The following is a 21,845-nucleotide window of genomic DNA, read 5'->3' on the forward strand; positions in this document are numbered from 1 at the left end:
ACCATGTCTTTAGTCCAAGAAGCAGCAAAAACCGTCGAACTGCACCGCCCCGCGGCGCGCATCACCCTGCCCGAAGCGGCCACCTGGCCCATCGATGATGTGCTGGCCCTGTTCGACTTGCCTTTCAATGACCTGATGTTCAAGGCCCAGCAAACCCACCGCGTCAACTTCCCCGACGGCGACGTGGAACTGGCGACCCTGTTGTCGATCAAGACGGGCGGCTGCGAGGAAGACTGCGGCTACTGCCCGCAGGCGGCCCGCTACGACACGGGTGTGGAAGCGAAAAAAATCCTCGACATCGACACGGTACTCGACGCGGCCCGCCAGGCGAAAGCCAATGGCGCCACGCGCTTCTGCATGGGCGCCGCCTGGCGTGGCCCGAAAGACCGCGACATGGACAAAGTCGAAGAGATGGTCAGCAAAGTGAAAGCGTTGGGCCTGGAAACCTGCGCCACCCTGGGCATGCTGGAAGAGGGACAAGCGGACCGCCTGAAGAACGCGGGCCTGGACTTCTATAACCACAACCTCGACACGGCGCCCGAGTTCTACGACAACGTCATCTCCACGCGCGAATACCAGGACCGCCTGGATACCCTGGGCCGCGTGCGTGAAGCAGGCTTGAAAGTATGCTGCGGCGGTATCGTCGGCATGGGCGAGACGCGTCTGCAACGCGCGGGCCTGATCGCCCAGCTGGCAAACCTGAATCCGTATCCGGAATCGGTGCCCGTCAACCACCTGGTGCAGGTCGAAGGCACGCCGTTGTTTGGCCTGGAAGCGCTGGACCCATTCGAATTCGTGCGCACGATCGCCGTGGCCCGTATCACCATGCCGAAAGCGCGCGTGCGTTTGTCGGCCGGCCGCCGCCAGATGGGCGAAGCCGTGCAGGCGATGTGCTTCCTGGCTGGCGCCAACTCCATCTTCTACGGCGACAAGCTGCTCACCACCGACAACCCGGAAGCGGAAGACGACCGCGTCTTGCTCGGCAAACTGGGCTTGCAGACGCGCGGCGCCATGCTGGAATCGGTACAGAAAGAGAAGTGCGGCTGCTGATGCCAGCCTTGTCGGGTTACGCCGTGCCGGCTAACCCGACCTACGATATCCAGCCTCACCATGCGTAGGTCGGTTTAGCGCGTAGCGCGTAAACCGACACACCAGCAGACAAGGTCCGCCAAGAGACAGCTGCCCCTTTTTGAGAGAATAGAGAGAGACCATGTTCACTAAAATCCTGATCGCCAACCGCGGCGAAATCGCTTGCCGTGTGGCCGCTACCGCGCGCCGCATGGGCATCCAGACCGTCGCCGTGTATTCGGAAGCGGACGCCAATGCCAAGCACGTCGCCGTGTGCGACGAAGCCGTATTGATCGGCCCCGCGCCGGCCAAGGAAAGCTATCTGTGCGGCGACAAGATCATCGCCGTGGCGCTGGCGACAGGTGCGCAGGCGATCCACCCCGGCTATGGTTTCCTGTCCGAGAACGCCGACTTTGCCGACGCCTGCCACGCTGCGGGCCTGGTCTTCATCGGCCCGCCGGCATCGGCCATGCGCGCCATGGGCTCGAAGTCGGCCGCCAAGTCGCTGATGGAAAAAGCTAATGTGCCGCTGGTGCCCGGCTACCACGGCGAAGAACAGGATGCGGACTTCCTGCATGGGCAGGCCGACAAGATCGGCTACCCCGTGCTGCTGAAGGCGTCCGCTGGCGGCGGCGGCAAGGGCATGAGAGTCATCGAGCATTCCGATGATTTCAAGGCCGCGCTGGCCTCGTGCAAGCGCGAAGCGATCAGCTCTTTCGGCGACGACAAGGTGCTGGCCGAAAAATACCTGTCGCGTCCGCGGCATATCGAAATCCAGGTGTTTGCCGATACCCTGGGCAACTGCATCTACCTGTTCGAGCGCGATTGCTCGGTGCAGCGCCGTCACCAAAAGGTGCTGGAAGAAGCACCGGCGCCGGGCATGCCGGCCGAACGGCGCGCGGCCATGGGCGAAGCGGCCGTTGCCGCCGCCAAGGCCGTCGGCTACGTGGGCGCGGGCACGGTGGAATTCATCGCCAACCAGGATGGTTCGTTCTACTTCATGGAAATGAACACGCGCCTGCAGGTGGAACACCCGGTCACGGAAATGATCACCGGCACCGACCTCGTGGAATGGCAGTTGCGCGTTGCCTTTGGCGAACCGCTGCCGAAAAAACAGAGCGAACTGACGATCCACGGCCACGCCATCGAAGCGCGCATCTACGCGGAAAATCCGGAGAAGGGCTTTTTGCCGTCGATCGGCACCCTGCGCCACATGCAGTCGCCATCGGCCGTCACGTTCGAACTCGGTGGTACGACAATTCCCGCCGCCGTGCGCATCGATTCGGGCGTGCGCGAGGGTGACGCGATCTCGCCATTCTACGACCCGATGATCGCCAAGCTGATCGTCTGGGGCGCGGACCGCCGCGAAGCGCTGGCGCGCATGGCGCAGGCGCTGTCCGACTACCAGATCGTGGGCCTGGCCAGCAATATCGCCTTCTTGAAACGCCTGGTCGAAGGCCAGGCATTTGCCAGCGCGGACCTCGACACGGGCCTCATCGAACGCAATCAAGCGTCGCTGTTCCCCGCCTTGCAAGCGGCGCCCGACACGGCCCTGGCGCTGGCGTCCGTCGCCCTGCTGCTGGAAGAAAAAGCGGCGGCCGAAACACAATCGGCCAACCGCGCCGACCCGTGGGGCAATGCCCTGGGCTGGCGTCTGAACAGCACCCTGGGTCGCAGCCTGTCGTTCGCCGATGAATTCACCTTGGCTGGCGAGGGCAAGGCCTACGCGGCACGCGTTGCCTACAAGACGGATGGCTGGCTGTTCAACGGCCAGCCACTCTCCCTGACGGCGAACGCTGGCCTGGAACTGCACATCAAGCTCGGCGAGCGTGCCGTGCACGGCACCGTGCGCCGCGACGGCGAACAGTTCCACGTATTTACCAACGGCTTGCATTACACCCTGCACTACAACGATCCGATGGCGCATGCGGGCGAAGTGGAAGCGGAAGGCGGGCGACTGACGGCGCCGATGCCGGGCAAGGTCGTCGCCGTACTGGTGAACAAGGGCCAGGACGTCAAGAAGGGCGAGCCTCTGGTCATCATGGAAGCGATGAAGATGGAGCACACGATCGCCGCGCCGCACGACGGCCTGGTGGAAGACGTGCTGTATGCGGTCGGCGACCAGGTGGCCGATGGCGCGCCGCTGCTGGCCTTCAAGGCTGCCGCATAGAGGTAAGCACATGCGCATCCTGTTACAACGTTCGGACGGCAAGGAAGCGGCGTGGATCAGCGACTTCCGCGACTTGCTGCCCGAAGCCGACATTATCTTCTGGCGCGAAGGCGAAGCGGTTGAACCATGCGACTATGCCGTCGTGTGGCAGCCGCCCGCCGCCATGCTGCCCGAACTGACTCACGTGAAAGCCATCTTCAACACGGGCGCCGGCGTCGACGCGCTGCTGAAATTTGGCGACGCGCTGCCCGCTCACGTTCCACTGGTCCGTCTCGATGACGCGGGCATGGGCGTGCAAATGGCCGAATATGTGAGCCACGCCGTGCTGCGCCACTTCCGCCGTTTCGACGACTACGAGGCGCAGGGCCGCGCGGGCATCTGGCAGCCGCTGCCTGCGTTCGACAAGGCGGACTTTCCTATCGGCGTGCTGGGCATGGGAGTGCTGGGCACGCGCGTGCTGCAAGCGCTGGCGCAATTCGAATTCCCGCTACGCGGATGGAGCCGCAGCCCAAAACATGCCGATGGCGTGGCGTGCTTTGCGGGCGAAGAGGGGCTCGAAGCATTTTTGCGCGGCACGCGCGTGCTCGTGTGCATGCTGCCGCTCACGCCAGAGACGCACAACCTGCTCGACCGCGCACGCCTGTCGATGCTGCTGCCGGGCGCCTACGTCATCAACGTGGCGCGCGGCGCGCATATCGCCGAACCGGATTTGCTGACGCTGATCCGCTCCGGGCATATCGCGGGGGCGACCCTGGACGTGTTCCGCAACGAGCCGCTGCCGCAGCAGCACCCGTTCTGGCAAGAACCCCGCATCACCATCACGCCGCATATTTCGGCCGCCACCCTGCGCCGCGAAAGCGTGGCGCAGATCGCCGCCAAGATGCGCCGCCTGCAAGCCGGAGACTCTGTCGCCGGCATTGTCAACCGTTTGCAAGGATATTGAGATGAATCCTACTACCAGTCTGCCCAAGCAGGTCAAGATCGTCGAAGTGGGTCCGCGCGACGGCCTGCAAAACGAAAAGGAAACCATCAGCGCCGCCGTCAAGATCGAACTGGTCGACCGCCTGACGCAGGCCGGCTTCGTCAACATCGAGGCGGCGTCCTTCGTCTCGCCGAAATGGGTGCCGCAGATGGCCACCAGCGCGGAAGTGATGGACAAGATCGCGCGCCGCGCCGGCACCATCTATTCCGCGCTGACGCCGAACATGCAAGGCTTTGACGCAGCGCTGGCGGCGAAGGCCGATGAAGTGGTGATCTTCGGTTCCGCGTCCGAAGCCTTCTCGCAAAAGAACATCAATTGCTCGATCGCCGAATCGATCGCCCGCTTCGAAGGCGTGGCGAAGGCGGCCAAGGAACACGGCCTGCGCCTGCGCGGCAGCATCAGCTGCGCCTTCGGCTGCCCCTACCAGGGAGACGTGCCGCTGGACGCCGTGGCCGACGTGGTGGGCCGCATGCGCGACCTCGGTTGCGACGAGATCGACATCGCCGACACCATCGGCGTGGCCACGCCGCGCAAGACGCAGGCGGTGATGGAGCGCGCGATTGCCGCCTTCCACGTGGGCGGGCTGTCCGGCCACTTCCACGACACCTACGGCCAGGCGCTGGCGAATATCTACGCCAGCCTGGAAACGGGCATCGCGATCTATCACTCGTCCGTGTCCGGCCTGGGCGGCTGCCCGTACGCCAAGGGCGCCACCGGCAACGTGGCCACCGAGGATGTGCTGTACATGATGCAGGGACTGGGCATCGCCACCGGCATCGATCTGGACCTGGTGGTGGACGCGGGGCAGTTCATCTCGCAGCAGCTGGGCCGCAAGGGATCGAGCCGCGCCGGCAACGCCATCGCGGCGAAGCGCGCAGCTGTGTAGGTCGGATTAGCGCGCAAGCGCGTAATCCGACGCCACCAAGGACATGGCCAACACTGTTGTCGGGTTACGCGCTGCGCGCTAACCCGACCTACGTGAACCGTACAGGCGAAAAAAAACCCAAGAGCCGAAACTCTTGGGTTTTTTTCTACAAATTTGGTCGGAGTACAAGGATTCGAACCTTGGACCCCCTGGTCCCAAACCAGGTGCGCTACCGGGCTGCGCCACACTCCGAAGACCAAGATAATACAGGCCGTATCGACTTCGGTCAAGGGTCAGGTGAAACTCTCTGTAAATTATTTACGCGCGGCACTGAGACCCATGTATTTTTCAACATGCCGGAAATATGCGACACTGGCTTGGCAAGTTTTCCCGATCAGACATGAAGGCGACGACGGCAATGGAGTTCAGGATAGAAAGAAGCGGCGGCGGCCAGCCCATGCCGAGCCGCCGCGGCATCGTGCTGGGCATCGCCGTGTCCTTGCTGCTGCATGGCGCATTGATCACTCTGTGGCGCCATGTGCAGCCAGCCGCGCCACCGGACACGGCCCCGCGCGTGGAGTCGATCGCCGTGTGGATACGTCCGCTGGCCGCCAAGCCGCCCCCGCCGCCCGTCGAAGTCGTCAAGCCGAAGCGCGAACCAAAACCCATCAGCAAGCCGAAACTCGCCACGACCCGGGAAACGCCGGCGGCGCCCACGGCGCCAACATCGAGCCCGCAATCCGTCACGGTCGTGCCGGCATCACCGGCCACGCCGGCGGCCAGTCCCGATACCGCCAGGCAAGAAACGCCGGAAACGCCAAAGTTCGACATGGAAGCGGCCAGGAAAACGGCGCGCAAGATGGCCGGCGAGCGCGATCCATCCAAGGTGGGTACGGCCGTGGGGCAAATCCCCGACAAGCCGCTGCAAACGGAAACCCAGCTGGCGCGCGACATCGCGCAGGGTAAGCGCGGCGATTGCCGCACCGCCTACTCAGGCGCAGGCTTGCTGGCGCCCGTGTTGATGTTATTGGACAAGAAGGATAGCGGCTGCAAGTGGTGAGGGTTGACTTGACTATACCCATATTGGGTACTAACATACCCAATATGGGTATTTATGCAGACACATTGTTTTCCAAGACACAGCAGCGCGTGCTGGCCTTGCTCTTTGGCCAGGCACAACGGTCTTTCTATGCGAATGAAATCATTGCCTTCGCGGCTATCGGCTCCGGCGCCGTGCAACGCGAGCTGGCCAAGCTGGTGAAATCGGCCCTGGTCACGGTGAAAAAAGTAGGCAACCAGAAGCATTACCAGGCAAATCACGATGCGCCGATATTCGATGAGCTGCGCAGCATCGTACTGAAAACCTTCGGCGTGGCCGATGTGCTGCGCGTCGCGCTGCAGCCGCATTGGCAGGAAATCGACTTGGCTTTCGTGTACGGTTCGATGGCCAAGGGCACGGAACAGGCGCACAGCGATATCGACCTGATGCTGATTGGCGGCATGGCGTCGAACGCCCAGTTGCTGGAAGCACTGCAGCCAGCACAGCAGCAGCTGGGGCGCAGCATCAACCCGACCTTGTACACGCCAGAAGAATGGCGGCAAAGAATAGACGAGGGCAAGTCGTTCGTCGTGCGCGTCCTCGAACAGCCCAAGATTTTTGTCAAAGGGGGCGACGATGAATTCATCAAGCTCGCAGGCACTGGCGAATCTGGCGCGCATCGGCCAGCTCAAGGCTGAGCCACCCGACGCACGCGAACGGGCCGGCTTGCTGCGCTCGGCCAGCGTGCGCCTGCACGATGCCAGGCAAGTGATACTGTCGCTGGAAAGCCGCTTCGATCTGGCGTATAACGCGGCGCATGCGGCCGCCTTGTCTGCACTGCGTCAACATGGTTATCGCAGCGATAACCGCTATCTGGTCTTTCAAAGCCTGGAACACACGCTGGGGTTCACGCCACAGCAGTGGCTGCTGTTAAACCAGGCGCACAAGAAGCGCAAGCTGGCCGAATATGAGGGCGAACTGGATGTCACGGCAGGCTTTGTCGATGAACTGATCGAACATGTGGAACTGTTACTCGCGGCGGCAAAGGTACTGGATGTCCCGCCGCCATTGTAACTTCCTTATTCCTGCCCCTTCAACTGCAAGGCCCGCTCATACAACGCATTCTTCTTGCGGCCCGTGATTTGCGCCGTCAAATTCGCCGCCTGCTTGACGCTGCATTCGGCCAGCAGGATATTGAGGATGCGCTCCGCTTCCACGTCTTCCGCGTCCTGCGCTTGCGTCGCGCCTTCCAGCAGGACGACGAATTCTCCCTTTTCCCGGTGCGCGTCGGCGCGGATCCAGCTTTCCGCTTCGGACAGGGGGCAGCGGTGGATTTCCTCGAACATTTTCGTCAGTTCGCGCGCGAACACCACCTGGCGCGTCGGTTCGAACGCTTCCACCAAGGCCGTGGCGCAATCGAGGATGCGGTGCGGCGCTTCATAGAACACCATGGTGGCCGTCACGCCGCGCAGGCTGTGCAGCATATTTTCGCGCTGCTTGGCTTTCGCGGGCAGGAAGCCGACAAAGTAGAACTGGTCATTCAACAGGCCGCTGGCGGAAATGGCGGTAATCGCCGCCGATGGGCCGGGCAGGGGCAGCACGCGCAGGCCGGCCGCGCGCACGGCGTCGACGATGCGTGCACCAGGGTCGGACACGGCGGGCGTGCCGGCGTCGGAAACGAGGGCGATGCGCTCGCCGGCGTGCAGGCGGGCGATCAGGGTTTGCGCCACTTCGCGCTCGTTATGTTGATGCGCCGCAATCAGGGGCTTGTTCAAGCCAAAGCGCGTCAGCAAGTGCGCCGTGTTGCGCGTATCTTCACAGGCGACGGCATCGGCAAGGCTCAGCAGATGCAGCGCGCGCAGGCTGATATCGGTCACATTACCGATCGGCGTGGCCACTATATACAATGTTGCGATAGGATAGACCTGGTGCGCCGCCTCTGTCATGATGGGCAGGCTGGCGATGGAACTGATTTCTTGTACGGTCATTTTGGAGGTTAAATGCTTGCTAATAGTGTGAAGTTACTGCTTGTTTGTGCCGCGACCGGCATGCTGAGCGCTTGCAGCACGCCTTGCGACGCGCCCGGGCAATTGTGCGCGCCTATTGAATCTAACACAAGGGCGCTGCCGCCACCGAAGCCGCTGCCACCGCCCGTGCCGCCCAAGCCGCCCGCGCCCGAACCGGTGACGTTTGCCGTGGCCGTACCCGATATTACCGCCTACGACGGCAATGGCGCGCCGCTGGCGCCCATCAATACCAAGCCGGCGACCGGCACGCCGCAGGACATGCCGGCTGCCACGGCGCCGGCGCCATCCGACGGCAAGGTCCACCACATCGGCCTGCTGCTGCCGCTGCGCTCCGCTTCCCTGGGCCCGGCCGCCGAGCTGCTGCGCGCCGGCTTCATGGCCGCGTATGAGCGCGACCGCAGCGGCTTTGAAGTGACGGTGATCGACACGGGCGACGGCAGCAGCGACGTGCTGAACAAATTCGCGCAAGCACAGGAAGAACAGGACATCGTCGTCGGGCCTTTGTCGCGCTCGGCCGTCACGGCCGTGGCCAACAGCGACCTGGTACGCAAGCCGACGATCGCTCTGAACCACCCCGACAACCGCGGCGAGGCGCGCCTGCCGGCCAAGCTGCTGGTGATGGGCTTGTCGATCGAGGCGGAAGCGCGCCAGGTCGCCGCCTGGGCCGCCAGCGAACAGCCGGGCGCCAGCGCACTGGTCCTGTCGGCAGGTTCGCCCTCGCAGCGCCGCATCAGCGCCGCCTTCAAACAGGAATGGCTGCGCCAGGGCGGCAAGATCGAGACGATGGACTTGACGGCCACGAATGGCTACCTGAGCGATGCGGAGCTGGTGCAGCTGCGCGCGCGCCTGGCCGCCACGCCGCCGGGCCTGCTGTTTGCCGCGCTCGACGCCGACCAGGCGCGCCAGCTGCGCGTGGCCATCGGCAGCGATCTGCCCCTGTATGGCACCTCGTCCTTGAACCCCGGCGCCGGGCGCGGCGCCAGCGGCCCCGAGCTCGACGGCGCGCGCCTGCTGGACCTGCCATGGCAAGTGCAGCGCGACCATCCGCAAGTCATGGTGTATCCGCAGCCGCCGCAACCGGCCGACGCCCGCCTGACGGCCGACATGGAACGGCTGTACGCGCTGGGCATCGATGCCTTCCGCGTGGCGCGCGAAGTGGCGCTGCGGCCGAACGCGCCATTTACCCTTGATGGCGTGACGGGCCGCCTGGCCGTGCGCTTCGAGAACGATCAAAGCGTATTCGAACGCACGGAACAGGCCGCCACCTATCAGCAGGGCGTGCTGGGCACTTGGCCACCGGCCGCGCCGGCGCCTGCCTCTGTGCCGCCGGCCCAATAAGGACACGCCATGCCACCCCTGCCTTTCCAGAATAAACAGGCACGGGGACGGCAAGGGGAAGACGATGCGCTCGCGTATCTGCTGTTGCAAGGCCTGGTGCTGCTGGAGCGCAACTATCTGTGCAAGGGTGGCGAGCTGGACCTGATCATGCGCGATGGCGCATCGGTCGTCTTCGTCGAAGTGCGGCTACGCAGCAGTGCAGCCTTCGGCGGCGCCCTGGCCAGCATCACGCCAGCCAAGCAGCGGCGCATGGTGGTGGCCGCGCAAACCTGGCTGCTGCGGCAAAAAACCGTGCCGCCGTGCCGTTTTGACGCGCTGGCCATCGATGGCGGGCGCATCAGCTGGCTGAAGAACATCCTCGATATGTAAGCATTTTTAACAGTGCTTGTCCGCCATGCCGCGCGCCTGCACTATAATCGGCAGACTATGAATAATCAACGCATCCTCTCGCACTTCCACGAAAGTGCCGAACTCAAGATCCAGGCAGCCACCGTACTGGCGCAACCCATTGCGCAGGCGATCGACCTGATGTTTTATGCATTGTCCAACGGCAACAAGATTCTCGCCTGCGGCAACGGCGGTTCCGCCGCCGACTGCCAGCATTTCGCGGCCGAACTGGTAGGGCGCTTCGAACGCGAGCGCTTTCCGCTGCCGGCCCTGGCGCTGACGACGGATACGTCGATCCTGACGGCCGTGGCCAACGACTACAGCTACCGCGAGATCTTCTCGAAGCAGGTGCAGGCCTTCGGCCAGGCCGGCGACATCTTGCTGGCCATTTCCACGTCGGGCAATTCGGCCAACGTGATGGCCGCCGTGGAAGCGGCGCTCGAGCGCGAAATGCGCGTCGTGGCGCTGACAGGCAAGGACGGCGGCGCCATCGGCAAGATGCTGACGGACGCCGACGTGCATATCTGCGTGCCGGCCGAGCGCACGGCGCGCATCCAGGAAGTCCACCTGACCACCATACATTGCATCTGCGACGGCATCGACGTCGCGCTATTCGGAGGAGACGTGAATGACTAAATTCGGTACTGGCCCAGGCTGGAAACGCGTACAACGCCCATTGGCCACCGCACTGCTGTGCGGCGCCATGCTCACTTCGCTCACCGGCTGCATCGAATTGATGGTCGGCGGCGCGGTGATGGGCGGCGTTGCCGCAGCGGACCGCCGCACCCTGGGCGCCCAGACCGAAGACAAGTCGATCGCCGTCAAAGGCGAGTCGCGCATCCCCTCCATCACCGGCGACGTGGGCCATGTGAACGTCACCAGCTTCAACCGCCGCGTCCTGCTGACGGGCGAAGTGCGCGACGAGGCGATGAAAAATGCCGTCGAGCGCGAAGTGCGCAATATCGAAGGCGTGGAATCGGTGGCCAATGAATTGATCATCGCCGGTCCGGCCAGCTACACCTCGCGCTCGAACGACGCGCTGATCACCACCAAGGTCAAGGCCAGCCTGGTCGACATGAAAACCATCTCGGCCGCCTCGTTCAAGGTCGTCACGGAAAACGCCACCGTCTTCCTGATGGGCCGGGTCACCCAGCGCGAAGGCACGGTCGCGGCCGACGTGGCGCGCGGCGTGGGCGGCGTGCAGAAAGTAGTCAAGCTGTTCGACTACATTTCGGAATCGGAACTGAAGCAGTTGCAGCCCGATCCGGCGCCAGCACGCACCACCAGCACTGGCGACACGGCGCAGCAATAAACGCCTCCTCCGTTTGACCTACGGCTTTGATGCGGCGATATGGCTATAATGGCCGCATCGCCGCGCTTTTCAAGTAAAAACCATGTCAACTTCGCCATCCGCAAGCAAGTCCTGGGTCAAGCCAGCCCTGATCGCCGTCTTCGTGGCGGGCGTGGCCGCCGCCGCTTATCTGTCGCTCAATGACAAGCAAAGCGCACCGGACGTGACCTTCCACGGCATCCATGGCGAAAAAATCACGTCGGCCAGCCTGCGCGGCAAGGTCGTAATGGTCAATTTCTGGGCCACCTCGTGCACCACCTGCGTGGCGGAAATGCCGGACATGGTCGACACCTACAACAAGTACAAGGGGCAGGGACTGGAATTCGTGGCCGTGGCCATGAAATACGATCCGGCCAACTACGTGCTGAACTTCGCCGAAACGCGCCAGCTGCCGTTCAAGGTGGCGCTCGACGTGACGGGCGAAGCGGCCAAGGCCTATGGCGACGTGGCCCTCACGCCCACCACCTTCGTGCTCGACAAGCAGGGCAAGATCCTCAAGCGCTACGTGGGCAAGCCGGAATTCGCGGAACTGCACAAGCTGCTGGAAACGGCCATCGCCGGTTAAGGCTCGGCACCGCACAAAACCTTGTTGCCAAGTGTTATCAACCTGTTATAACCTTCCCAGGCGTGATCCCACTCACCTTGTGAAGGCCAGCCGTGCCCCTAGCCGCTCAATCGCTCGACCCGCAGCAACTGAAAACCTGGCTGCTCGCCACCGGCAACAAGGACGCCACCGCGTTCCGCCAGCTATATAACTCCACCTCATCGAAACTGTTTGGCTTCGCGCTGCGTATATTGCATAAGCAAGAGCTCGCAGAAGAAGCCTTGCAAGAGGGTTTCGTCGCCATCTGGAACAACGCCGCCACGTATCAAAGCCATCTGGCGGCGCCGATGACCTGGATGGCCACCATCGTGCGCAACAAGGCGTTCGATGTGCTGCGGCGCAGCGACGATACCGTGGAAATCGATGCCGAACAGTTTGATAGCGAAGTCATGAATGCACTCCGAGACCCCCAAGCCACGCCGATCGAATCACTGCAACTGAGCGGTGACGCCAAGGCGCTGGCGTTTTGCATGTCCGCCCTGGAAGGGCTGCACCGGCAGGTGGTCGCCTTGGCGTTCTATCACGACCTGTCGCACAGCGAAGTGGCGCAGCAGATGTCGCTGCCGATCGGCACCGTGAAGACCTGGATACGCCGCAGCCTGGAACGGCTGCGCACGTGTCTGGCGAAACGGGAGGCATCATGAATATCCGCGGCAATGACACCCTGCGTCAGAAACTGGCGTCCGAATACGTGCTGGGCACCTTAAAAGGGGGCGCGCGCCGGCGTTTCGAAGGCTGGCTGCACAACGACGCCGACTTGCGCAATATCACCGCCGAATGGCGCCAGCGCCTGGAACCGATGGCCGAATTTGCCACGCCCGTGGCGCCGCCCAAGCGCGTGTGGCAGCAGATCGAGCAGCGCCTGCACCTGAAGCCACAGGGCGGCTGGTCCTTGTTCCGCGATTCCCTGTCGTTCTGGCGTTCGCTGGGCATGGCCTCGAGCGCCATCGCCGCACTGCTGGTCATCGTCGTGGCCACGCGCGTGATGGATGCGCCGCAAATCAGCTATGTGGCCAGCCTGACGGACGAGAAAGCGCAAACGGCCCTGCTGTTGACGGCCGACAGCCGCCACGGCGCGCTCGAGGTGCGCATGGTGGGCAACGCACCCGTGCCGAGCGATAAGGATCTGGAACTGTGGGCCGTGCCGAAGAGCGGTAACCCGCGCTCCCTGGGTTTATTGGCCGACAAGGGCAACGTGAAACTGGCCTTGTCCCAGCGCGCCATCGGCAACGACGTGGCCTTGCTGGCCGTCACCTTGGAGCCGAAAGGCGGTTCGCCGGATCCGAATGGACCGACGGGACCGATCTTGTACAAGGGTAACTGGGTGAAAATTTAACCCGAAGGCAAAAATCCGGGGTCAGTCCCTTCGGGATCGGAATTTGCCCCATTGGGACAAATTCCCCCGCCGGGTCTGACCCCAGCAGTTGATTTAGGGTGTCGGTTTATTTGGGATATAAAATCATCTGCGTGCAGCGGAACAGGGCAATCGTCTTGCCCGTTTCCTTGCTTTTCACCACGGCATCCCACACTTGCGTGTTGCGGCCCTTGTGCTCGACCTTGGCCGTGCAGGTGAGCGTGCCTTCGCGGGCCGTGCCCAGGTGGTTCGATTTCAATTCGATGGTCGTGAAATTCGTCGCCCCTTCGGGCAGGTTGACGATGCAGCCGTAGCCGGAAGCCGTGTCGGCCAGGGTCACCACGCTGCCCGCGTGCAGGTAGCCGTTCGGCGCCAGCAAATGCGGCAGCACGGGCAATTCCGCCGTCAGCTGGCCGTCGCCCACTTCCGTGATGACGATACCCAAGTGGCCGGGCAGGCGGCCGGTGCCGCGTTCATTCAACATTGCTACGGTGATCTCGGGATTGCTCATGCTGGTCCTTGTGCGGGTGAGTCGGTGATACGCCGGAAAATACTATGATGATAGCAACTTTCCCGGCAATGGTCTGGCGACCGCTTATTTCCGGCCGCGCCGCCGTTTCCACCACACCAATGTCCCCGTCAGCATGAACAGCAGCGGCATCAGGCCGAACACGGTAATAAAACCGCGCCCGGCCACGCCAAAGGCCTGGCCCGAGTGCAGGGGGAATTGCCAGCCCAGGAAAACGTCTCCGGCCGGCGCCCGCAAGGGATCGCGTATGCGCAGGGGCAAGCCGCTGCGCGCGTCCACAGTGATGCGCGTGGCGCCATCGCCCTCTGCGATTTCGCCGGGCTGGCGCACGCGCACGTCATACGGCTGGTCCTTGCTGGCCGGCAGCACGATGCGCGACACGCGCGCCTGCGGATACAGCTGTTGCGCGGCGGCCATGGCCTGGCCCGCATCGAGCAGGTCGCCATCCTGCCGCAGATTTTTCAGTTTGGCCTTGTCCGGCGCCGTCGAGACGAGCTCCACCAGCGGCACGATCAGCTGCGGCAAATTGAAATAGATACCGGAAAAAGCGAGCATGGCCAGCACGGGTGCGGCAAAAAAGCCGGCCGCCTTGTGAAACGTGTAGTTGAAGCGGGGCCAGGAACCGCCATGCGACACCGTCAGCGCGCGCTTGATCGCCGTCCACTGCAGGCGCGGCCACCACAGATAGATGCCGCTCAAGGCCATCAGCAGCAACATCACGCCCGAGATACCCGTAATGGTCTTGCCCACCTCGCCGGACAATAAATAACGGTGCAGATGAAACATGCCCGACATCAGCAGCGGGCGCGTGAGGCCGAAACGCCCCCAGTCGCGCTCGCCTTTGACTTGCAAGGTGTAGGGGTCGACCATCACCTGGCGCACGATGGCCTGGCTGAAAGGCGACGGTTTGCCGGCTTGCCGGTACGAGGCCACGTACACGTCGCGCGCATCGGCGGGCGGATTGAGCTGGGCCGGCTTGCCGTAAGCGGGGTCGGCCGCGAGCCCATCGACCACCGCTTGCACCGTGCGCGGCGTCACCTGGAACACCTGGCCGGGCGCGGGCGTGCTCGCCTGCAACAGGGTCGGATTCAGGTATGCGTCGAGCTCCGGCATCCAGGCGATGGCGGAACCCGTCAAGCCCAGCAGGACGAACAGGGCGCCGAACCACAGGCCCGCATACAGGTGCAGCTTGGTGAACAACCACTTGATCGGGCGTTTGGACATGGGGAGGCGATTCGGGGAAATTTGGGCTGCAGAACGATAGCATGAAAGCTCCGCAGTGAAAATCATGCGCAGGCAGGAAACGGCAAACGCAACAACACGCTCATGGGAACATTGAAATCAGGTAGAAACGAGCGTTTTGGCACCATCATCGAGCGCATCGGCATCGCGGGTAACTGTTGCACGGCATACACTTTCCCCTATACTTCATCGAAAGGAAAACCATGACCACCTCCCGTTTGCTTGCCATCACGCTGGGTCTCGCTTTGCACCTGGGCGCCCACGCCGCCGACTTTACCGTCACCAGCACCGACATCGCGCCGGGCCAGACCCTGGCGCCGGCGCAAGTATTCCAGGGCTTCGGCTGCACGGGCGGCAACCTGTCGCCGCAATTGTCGTGGCACGGTGCGCCGGCCGGCACCAAAAGCTACGCCGTCACCCTGTACGACCCGGACGCGCCCACGGGCAGCGGCTGGTGGCACTGGAGCGTGTTCAATGTGCCTGCCAGCACCACTTCCTTGCCGGGCGCCACCACGGCCAGCACCCTGCTGGCGGGCGCCATGCAAGGACGCAACGATTACGGCGACAGCGCCTACGGCGGCGCCTGCCCGCCACCGGGCGACAAGGCGCACCGTTACCAGATCACCGTGTGGGCATTGAGCGTGGACAAGTTGCCGCTGGACCAGCACGCCAGCGGCGCCATGCTCGGCTACATGCTCAACGCCAACGCGCTGGGCAAGGCGCAGCTGACGGGACTGTATGGCCGATGAGATCGACGCGGTGGCCCTGAGCGAACTGCGCATCGCCCACGGCACCATCGAGGCGCGCCGCGCGCAAACCCTGCGCCGCGTGCCCGTCTTCCAGAGCGCCCTGTGCCGCGTGCGGCAGGGAACGAAGCTGCTGGAATGGGGCGCTCGCCAGGCCCGCGCCGGCACGCACGACGTGGTGCTGATGCCGGCAGGACAGGAACTGGGCGTGGCCAACCTGCCCGGCGCGCAAGGCTACCGGGCTGAAGTGCTGAGTTTTTCACCGGCCCTGATCGCCCGTTTCCGCGCGCGCCATGGCGGCCTCGTCGATACCCAGCTGCGCCATGCGGCCACGGCCAGCCTGTGCGTGCCGCTCGACGTGCATGCGGCACTGGCCTGGGACCAGCTGATGGCCAGCCTGGCGAGTAACACACCGCCCGCGCTGCTGGCGCACCAGGCGGAAGGCTTGCTGCTGGCCCTGGCCTTGGGCGGCCATTGCGGCCCGCTGCTGCTGGACCGCCGCGATCCGCTGGCTGCGCGCGTGCAGCAAGTGCTGCTGCTGGACCCGGGCGCCGACTGGAGCGTGGCCAAAGTCGCCAGCCATCTGCACTTGGGCGCGTCCACCCTGCGCCGCCAACTGGCCCTGGAGCAGCGCCACTTCCGCGCCATCCTGGAAGACGTGCGGCTGGGACTGGCCTTGCAGGAATTGCAATCTGGCATCTTACCCATCGGCGACATCGCGGCCGCCTGCGGCTATGCCTCGCCATCGCGCTTCGCGGCCCGTTTCCGCCAGCACTACGGCCTGTCGCCGCGCGCACTGCGCGCCACCCTGTAGCTCCCTCTAGCGCAAATCAATTGCAACAAGCGCTGACAACGGGGCGATTTTCTTGCTACTATGCGCCCATGTCTTCCCGCCAGCCCACCCGCAAGCTTGCTCATCACGGTGCCGCCGCCCTCGCGCGCACGCCGTGGCGGCTGTGCGTGGCGCTGTTCAGTGCGCTGGCCCTCGTGTTCCTGCTGTCGACGGCCGCCTCGCACCTGCACAAGACCACCCTCGACACGGAAGAGTGCGCGCTGTGCGCCACGGCCATCGACAAGGTGGCCGACATTGCCGTGCCGCCGGCCATCGCCGAGCCGCCCGCCCAGTTATTGCCGTACCGCTTGCTGGCCATCGCGCCCGCCACCCTGGCGCCCGTCGCCGCCCTGATCCTGCCGCCCGTGCGCGGCCCGCCTGCCGCCTCACTGTAGTTCCCACGCTGTTTTTCCTTTTTCAGGCTGCCCCTAGTCGCGCGTTCATGCGCGCCGGGCCGCCTGGCGTTGACTATTTTGAGGTTCATCATGCAACACACTCCCCGTCTGAGCGCGCTGTCGCTCGCCCTTGCCAGCCTGTTTACCGTTTCCGCCCACGCCGCCGAGCCTGCCGAGGCCAATACCGATGCTGCCCCGCAAGACATGCAAAAGGTCGAAGTCACCTCTGCCCACCTGAAAAGCGCGCGCATCGAGCTGTCGCCGAAAGTCGGCACCACCATCTACAGCATCGACAGCCATATGGTCGACATGCTGGGCCAGGGCGACAACACGCCATTCAATGAAGTGCTGCTGCGCCTACCGGGCGTGTCGCAGGATTCGAAAGGTTCCGGCGCCCTGCACGTGCGCGACGACCATGCCAACGTGCAATACCGCATCAATGGCGTGCAACTGCCGGAAAGCATCACCGGCTTTGGCCAGTCGATCGACACGCGCTTGATCGACAAGACGGATTTCATGACGGGCGCCTTGCCGGCCCAGTTCGGCCTGCGCACGGCGGGCATTGTCGATATTGAAACGAAGGAGGGTGGCATGACACCAGGTGGGCGCATCGGCATCATGGTCGGCAGCCACGACCACGTGGAGCCGAGTGCCGAATTTTTCGGCAGCGTGGGCAAGTTCAATTACTACCTGTCCGGCAGCTACCTCGGTAACTCCCTGGGCGTGGAAAACCCGCAAGACACGCGCAGCGCCCTGCACGACAAGACGCGCCAGAACAAATCGTTCGGCAGCCTGTCGTATTTCCTCGATGACAATACGCGCCTGGGCGCCATGTTCGGCACGTATAACGGCCGCTTCCAGATCCCGAACAACCCGAACCAGGCGCCGGCCTTCTCGCTCGATGGCCACAACGATGCACAGGCGGGCACGTCCACGTTACCGTCGTCGCAGCTCAATGAAAACCAGCGCGAGGTGAACCGCTTCCTCGTGCTGTCGCTGCAAAAAAGCCTGGGCGACGTCAATTACCAGGTCTCGGCCTTCCACCAGTATTCGGAACTGCACTTCACGCCCGATTCCATTGGCGACCTGATCTACAACGGCGTGGCCTCGGACTCGCGCCGCGCGAACAGCGCTTCCGGTGCCCAGTTCGACATCAGCTACAAATTGCACCAGGACCATACCGTGCGCGCGGGCCTGGCCTACACGCGCCAGAAGACGACGAGCGACAACACGGTGGCCGTCTTCCCCGCGATCGACGGCGCGCAAACGTCCACCACACCGATCACGGTGCTGGACAACAGCGGCAAGACGGGCACCCTGGCCAGCTTTTACTTGCAAGATGAATGGCATATCAGCAAGCCGCTGACCCTGAACTATGGCGCCCGCTTCGACAAGGTCTCGGCCTACACGAGCGAACAGCAATGGAGTCCGCGCGTCAATCTGGCCTATCAGCTGGCGCCAGGCACGGCCCTGCACGCCGGCTATTCGCGCTACTTCACGCCGCCGCCGCAGGAACTGGCGGCCCAGGGCAGCATCGACCTGTATGCGAACACGACAAATGCGCCGGAAATCGGCCAGTCGGACAACGTCAAGGCCGAACGCACGCATTACTACGATGTGGGCATCAGCCACCAGGTCAATTCGAAACTGACCGTGACGGCCGATGTGTACTATAAAAAGATCAACAACCTGCTCGACGAAGGCCAGTTCGGCCAGGCATTGATTTTGACGCCGTTCAACTATGCGGACGGCTACGCCAAGGGCCTGGAGTTATCGGCCATCTACAGCGAGAAAAACTGGGGCCTGTTCCTCAACGCCAGCACGCAAAAGGCGCAGGGCCGCAACATCAATTCGGGCCAGGCCCTGTTTGGCGCCGATGAGTTGAACTACATCAGCCAACACTATGTCTACCTCGATCATGACCAGAAATACACCTTGTCGGGTGGTGGACACTATCACTTTGGCGATTCGCAAGTAAGCGCTGACTTCCTCTACGGCAGCGGCCTGCGCATGACCCCGGACGGTGGCGCGCCGAATTCCGGCCATTTGCCAAGTTACTTCACCGTCAACACGGCGCTCACGCATACGTGGAAAAACACGCCGGTCGGCAAGGTGGAAGGACGTTTGGCCCTGATCAACCTGTTCGACAAATCGTATCTGCTGCGCGACGGTTCCGGCGTGGGCGTGGGAGCGCCGCAGTACGGCGCCCGCCGCAGCATCTATGCCGGCCTCTCAACCAGCTTTTAACCGTTACGCGCGAAGACAGCGGCAGGGAGCAACGCCTGCCGCTGTCGGTTGCCGTCAACTAAGGAGTTATCCCCAGGCGATGCCTTCCTGGCCATGCGCCTGCAAATACGCATTCGCCTGGCTGAACGGCTTGCTGCCAAAGAAACCTTTGCTGGCCGACAATGGCGAGGGATGCGGCGCCGCCAGCACCAGGTGTTTGCCGGGATCGATCAGGGTGCGCTTGGCTTGCGCATAGCCGCCCCACAGGATGAACACGAGATTGTCCCGCTCGGCGGACAGGTGGCGGATGGCGCTGTCCGTCAATTTCTCCCACCCTTTGCCCGCGTGCGAACCGGCCGCCCCGGCGCGCACCGTCAGCACGCTGTTGAGCAGAAACACGCCTTGCTCGGCCCAGTCAGACAAATCCGTGCGCGTGCGCGCCACGCCCATGTCGCTGTGTAACTCCTTGAAGATATTTTGCAGGCTAGGCTGCGGCGGCGTGCCATCGGGAATCGAGAAGCACAGCCCCATGGCCGCACCGGGCGTGTGATACGGATCTTGCCCCAGGATCACGACCTTGACTTGCTCGAACGGCGTCAGGTCGAACGCGCGGAAGATCGTTTTACCCGGCGGAAAACACGGCCCCGCCGCATACTCTTGCTTCACGAAGGCGGCCAGGCGTTCCCAGTAGGGCTGGGCAAACTCGCCCTCCAGCCGCGCCTTCCACGATGCGTCGATGCGTACGTCCATGCGTCACCTCATAACTTATCCATCAACCATGCTTTTTCAGCATGCCAGTATAGGACGCTCAGCCGCATAAGGTGACACGATACGAACAGGCAAAAAAAAACCGCCCGGCTGAAGCGGACGGTTTTTGATACAACTCAAGTGCTTAGAAATTCAGCGCCGATTCCACGCCGGCGCTGTGCGCCTGTTCATCCGCGTGATACGAGCTGCGCACCATGGCGCCGACGGCGGCGTGGGTGAAGCCCATCTTGTACGCTTCTTCCTCAAACATTTTAAAGACGTCCGGGTGCACGTAGCGGCGCACGGGCAGGTGGCTGTTCGATGGCGCCAGGTACTGGCCGATGGTCAGCATGTCGATGTCGTGCTCGCGCATGTCGCGCATGACTTGCAGGATTTCCTCGTCCGTCTCGCCCAGGCCCACCATGATGCCGGACTTGGTTTTCACGTCCGGATACATGGCCTTGAAATCTTTCAGCAGCTTCAGCGAGTGCATGTAATCGGAACCGGGACGCGCTTCCTTGTACAGGCGCGGCGCCGTTTCCAGGTTGTGGTTCATGACGTCAGGCAAGCCATCCTTGAACAACAGCAACGCTTTTTCCAGGCGGCCGCGGAAGTCCGGTACCAGCACTTCGATGCGGGTATTCGGCGACAGGGCGCGCGTTTGCTGGATGCACTCGACGAAATGGCCGGCACCGCCGTCGCGCAAGTCATCGCGGTCGACGGAGGTGATGACGACGTAGTTCAAACGCAGCTTGGCGATGGTTTTCGACAGGTTGGCCGGCTCTTCCTTGTCCAGCGGATCAGGACGGCCATGGCCGACGTCGCAGAACGGGCAGCGGCGCGTGCACTTGTCGCCCATGATCATGAAGGTGGCCGTGCCCTTGCCGAAGCACTCGCCGATATTCGGGCAGCTGGCTTCCTCGCACACCGTGACGAGTTTGTTTTCGCGCAGGATGTCCTTGATTTCATAGAAACGGGTCGAGGCCGACGCGGCCTTGACGCGGATCCAGTCCGGCTTTTTCAGGCGCTCAACTTGCTCGATCGGAATGATCTTGATCGGGATGCGCGACGTCTTGCTGGCGCCTTTTTGCTTTTCGCTCGGGTTGTAGGCGGGAGCGGCGGGGGCGGTGCTGGAAATGGTCTCAGAAGTCATGGCTGCAAGCCCTTGAGGGGCAAAGTTTGGTTTGTTTGCTCAGGCATCCGCTGCCTGAGGCGCGCCTGCGGCGCTGTTTGCTTCGCTTACATCGAGTAATACGGTCAATTCATGGGCCAGGGCCCGCTGCACTTCGGCCAGCGGCGCCACCACGCCCATGCTGCGCATGTCCACCGTCTTCAGACCGGAATAGCCGCAAGGGTTAATCCAGGAAAACGGCGCCAGGTCCATCGCCACGTTGAGCGATACGCCATGGTAGGTGCAGCCGTTGCCGCGCACTTTCAAGCCCAGCGCGGCGATCTTCGCACCCTTGTCTGGCCCGCCGGCAATATAGATGCCAGGCGCGCCATCGATGCGCTCGCCAGCGAGATTATACGCCGCCAGCACGTTGATGATGGCTTGCTCGATTTTATGCACGAACTGGCGCGCATACAGCTTGCCGCCCGGCTTGTTGCGGCGCAAGTCCATCAGCAGGTAAATCACCACCTGGCCGGGACCGTGGAACGTCACTTCGCCGCCCCGGTCCGTCTGCACCACGGGAATCGCGTCCGCTCCGGCCAGCAGATGGCCGCGGTCGGCCGCCAGGCCCAACGTAAACACGGGCGGATGCTCGACGATCCACAGTTCGTCGCGCGTGTCCGTCGTGCGCGCGTCGGTAAAGGTGCGCATGGCGGCAAAGGTGGGCTCGTAATCGACGCGGCCCAGCTCGCGGATCAGCGCCGTTTCGGTGCGGGTGGTGGTCATGACAGATTCTGTAATCAGCTGCCGGCGCCCTGCGGACGCTGCGGCG

Annotated in this window: 24 protein-coding genes and 1 tRNA gene; 18 read left to right on the top strand and 7 right to left on the bottom strand. The window is 63.3% G+C overall.

The window, feature by feature from the left end; all coding sequences use genetic code 11:
- Positions 1-3: 3 nt before the first annotated feature.
- From bioB to V3C40_RS17605, 4 genes are all read left to right on the top strand, one after another.
- Positions 4-1,050, top strand: coding sequence for a biotin synthase BioB (bioB, locus tag V3C40_RS17590; protein WP_331778117.1), 1,047 nt, complete (start codon positions 4-6; stop codon positions 1,048-1,050).
- A gap of 160 nt (positions 1,051-1,210) precedes the next feature.
- A complete protein-coding gene (locus tag V3C40_RS17595; RefSeq protein WP_331778118.1) occupies positions 1,211-3,238 on the top strand; it encodes an acetyl/propionyl/methylcrotonyl-CoA carboxylase subunit alpha in 2,028 nt (675 codons plus the stop codon).
- Between the two features lie 10 nt (positions 3,239-3,248).
- A complete protein-coding gene (locus tag V3C40_RS17600; RefSeq protein WP_331778119.1) occupies positions 3,249-4,181 on the top strand; it encodes a 2-hydroxyacid dehydrogenase in 933 nt (310 codons plus the stop codon).
- Between the two features lies 1 nt (position 4,182).
- A complete protein-coding gene (locus V3C40_RS17605; protein ID WP_331778120.1) occupies positions 4,183-5,106 on the top strand; it encodes a hydroxymethylglutaryl-CoA lyase in 924 nt (307 codons plus the stop codon).
- Positions 5,107-5,260: 154 nt separating this feature from the next.
- Here V3C40_RS17605 and V3C40_RS17610 read toward each other — a convergent pair.
- Positions 5,261-5,337, bottom strand: a tRNA-Pro gene (locus V3C40_RS17610).
- A gap of 205 nt (positions 5,338-5,542) precedes the next feature.
- Here V3C40_RS17610 and V3C40_RS17615 point away from each other — a divergent pair.
- The 3 genes from V3C40_RS17615 (at position 5,543) to V3C40_RS17625 (ending at position 7,198) form a co-directional block, all read left to right on the top strand.
- A complete protein-coding gene (locus V3C40_RS17615; protein WP_331778121.1) occupies positions 5,543-6,145 on the top strand; it encodes a hypothetical protein in 603 nt (200 codons plus the stop codon).
- 65 nt (positions 6,146-6,210) lie between these two features.
- The gene (locus V3C40_RS17620; protein ID WP_331778122.1) at positions 6,211-6,822 is read left to right on the top strand and encodes a nucleotidyltransferase domain-containing protein; all 612 of its coding nucleotides are present in this window, start codon (positions 6,211-6,213) and stop codon (positions 6,820-6,822) included.
- The gene (locus V3C40_RS17625; RefSeq protein WP_331778123.1) at positions 6,761-7,198 is read left to right on the top strand and encodes a hypothetical protein; all 438 of its coding nucleotides are present in this window, start codon (positions 6,761-6,763) and stop codon (positions 7,196-7,198) included. The genes V3C40_RS17620 and V3C40_RS17625 overlap by 62 nt, the downstream gene beginning before the upstream one ends.
- 5 nt (positions 7,199-7,203) lie before the next feature.
- Here V3C40_RS17625 and rsmI read toward each other — a convergent pair whose 3' ends face one another.
- Positions 7,204-8,112, bottom strand: coding sequence for a 16S rRNA (cytidine(1402)-2'-O)-methyltransferase (gene rsmI / locus V3C40_RS17630; protein ID WP_331778124.1), 909 nt, complete (start codon positions 8,110-8,112; stop codon positions 7,204-7,206).
- Between the two features lie 165 nt (positions 8,113-8,277).
- Between rsmI and V3C40_RS17635 the strand changes: the two genes are divergently transcribed.
- From V3C40_RS17635 to V3C40_RS17665, 7 genes are all read left to right on the top strand, one after another.
- The gene (locus tag V3C40_RS17635) at positions 8,278-9,489 is read left to right on the top strand and encodes a penicillin-binding protein activator (RefSeq protein WP_331778125.1); all 1,212 of its coding nucleotides are present in this window, start codon (positions 8,278-8,280) and stop codon (positions 9,487-9,489) included.
- A gap of 9 nt (positions 9,490-9,498) precedes the next feature.
- Positions 9,499-9,858, top strand: coding sequence for a YraN family protein (locus V3C40_RS17640; RefSeq protein WP_099403908.1), 360 nt, complete (start codon positions 9,499-9,501; stop codon positions 9,856-9,858).
- Positions 9,859-9,915: 57 nt separating this feature from the next.
- Positions 9,916-10,512: a phosphoheptose isomerase gene (locus V3C40_RS17645; protein ID WP_034752465.1), complete on the top strand. Its 597-nt coding sequence runs from the start codon at positions 9,916-9,918 to the stop codon at positions 10,510-10,512.
- Positions 10,505-11,188 carry a BON domain-containing protein gene (locus V3C40_RS17650; protein ID WP_034752466.1) on the top strand — a complete coding sequence of 228 codons (684 nt, stop codon included), beginning with the start codon at positions 10,505-10,507 and terminating at the stop codon, positions 11,186-11,188. The genes V3C40_RS17645 and V3C40_RS17650 overlap by 8 nt, the downstream gene beginning before the upstream one ends.
- 82 nt (positions 11,189-11,270) lie before the next feature.
- Complete coding sequence (locus tag V3C40_RS17655; RefSeq protein ID WP_034752467.1) at positions 11,271-11,792, top strand: peroxiredoxin family protein; 522 nt, start codon at positions 11,271-11,273, stop codon at positions 11,790-11,792.
- A gap of 92 nt (positions 11,793-11,884) precedes the next feature.
- Positions 11,885-12,475: a sigma-70 family RNA polymerase sigma factor gene (locus V3C40_RS17660; RefSeq protein WP_034752469.1), complete on the top strand. Its 591-nt coding sequence runs from the start codon at positions 11,885-11,887 to the stop codon at positions 12,473-12,475.
- Positions 12,472-13,167 (top strand): anti-sigma factor, encoded by a 696-nt coding sequence (locus V3C40_RS17665; RefSeq protein WP_331778126.1) that lies wholly within the window; start codon positions 12,472-12,474, stop codon positions 13,165-13,167. The genes V3C40_RS17660 and V3C40_RS17665 overlap by 4 nt, the downstream gene beginning before the upstream one ends.
- Before the next feature lie 106 nt (positions 13,168-13,273).
- Here V3C40_RS17665 and V3C40_RS17670 read toward each other — a convergent pair whose 3' ends face one another.
- Positions 13,274-13,696: a PaaI family thioesterase gene (locus V3C40_RS17670; protein WP_331778127.1), complete on the bottom strand. Its 423-nt coding sequence runs from the start codon at positions 13,694-13,696 to the stop codon at positions 13,274-13,276.
- 84 nt (positions 13,697-13,780) lie between these two features.
- Positions 13,781-14,938 carry a PepSY-associated TM helix domain-containing protein gene (locus tag V3C40_RS17675; RefSeq protein ID WP_331778128.1) on the bottom strand — a complete coding sequence of 386 codons (1,158 nt, stop codon included), beginning with the start codon at positions 14,936-14,938 and terminating at the stop codon, positions 13,781-13,783.
- A gap of 221 nt (positions 14,939-15,159) precedes the next feature.
- On the opposite strand from V3C40_RS17675, the gene V3C40_RS17680 reads away from it, so the two are divergent.
- The 4 genes from V3C40_RS17680 (at position 15,160) to V3C40_RS17695 (ending at position 19,176) form a co-directional block, all read left to right on the top strand.
- Entirely contained in the window at positions 15,160-15,705 is a 546-nt protein-coding gene (locus V3C40_RS17680) for a YbhB/YbcL family Raf kinase inhibitor-like protein (protein ID WP_331778129.1), read from the top strand.
- Positions 15,695-16,516, top strand: a complete 822-nt coding sequence (locus tag V3C40_RS17685; RefSeq protein ID WP_331778130.1) for a helix-turn-helix transcriptional regulator — start codon at positions 15,695-15,697, stop codon at positions 16,514-16,516. The genes V3C40_RS17680 and V3C40_RS17685 overlap by 11 nt, the downstream gene beginning before the upstream one ends.
- 68 nt (positions 16,517-16,584) lie before the next feature.
- Entirely contained in the window at positions 16,585-16,929 is a 345-nt protein-coding gene (locus V3C40_RS17690; RefSeq protein ID WP_319991926.1) for a hypothetical protein, read from the top strand.
- A gap of 90 nt (positions 16,930-17,019) precedes the next feature.
- Positions 17,020-19,176, top strand: a complete 2,157-nt coding sequence (locus V3C40_RS17695) for a TonB-dependent receptor (RefSeq protein ID WP_331778131.1) — start codon at positions 17,020-17,022, stop codon at positions 19,174-19,176.
- Positions 19,177-19,242: 66 nt separating this feature from the next.
- Here V3C40_RS17695 and ung read toward each other — a convergent pair whose 3' ends face one another.
- From ung to lipB, 3 genes are all read right to left on the bottom strand, one after another.
- Positions 19,243-19,905, bottom strand: coding sequence for a uracil-DNA glycosylase (ung, locus tag V3C40_RS17700; RefSeq protein WP_331778132.1), 663 nt, complete (start codon positions 19,903-19,905; stop codon positions 19,243-19,245).
- Between the two features lie 142 nt (positions 19,906-20,047).
- Positions 20,048-21,055, bottom strand: coding sequence for a lipoyl synthase (lipA, locus tag V3C40_RS17705; protein WP_034752483.1), 1,008 nt, complete (start codon positions 21,053-21,055; stop codon positions 20,048-20,050).
- 39 nt (positions 21,056-21,094) lie between these two features.
- Complete coding sequence (lipB, locus tag V3C40_RS17710) at positions 21,095-21,799, bottom strand: lipoyl(octanoyl) transferase LipB (RefSeq protein ID WP_034752485.1); 705 nt, start codon at positions 21,797-21,799, stop codon at positions 21,095-21,097.
- Positions 21,800-21,845 lie beyond the last annotated feature (46 nt).

Source organism: Janthinobacterium sp. LS2A (assembly GCF_036543145.1).
GTDB classification, from domain to species: domain Bacteria; phylum Pseudomonadota; class Gammaproteobacteria; order Burkholderiales; family Burkholderiaceae_D; genus Janthinobacterium; species Janthinobacterium aestuarii.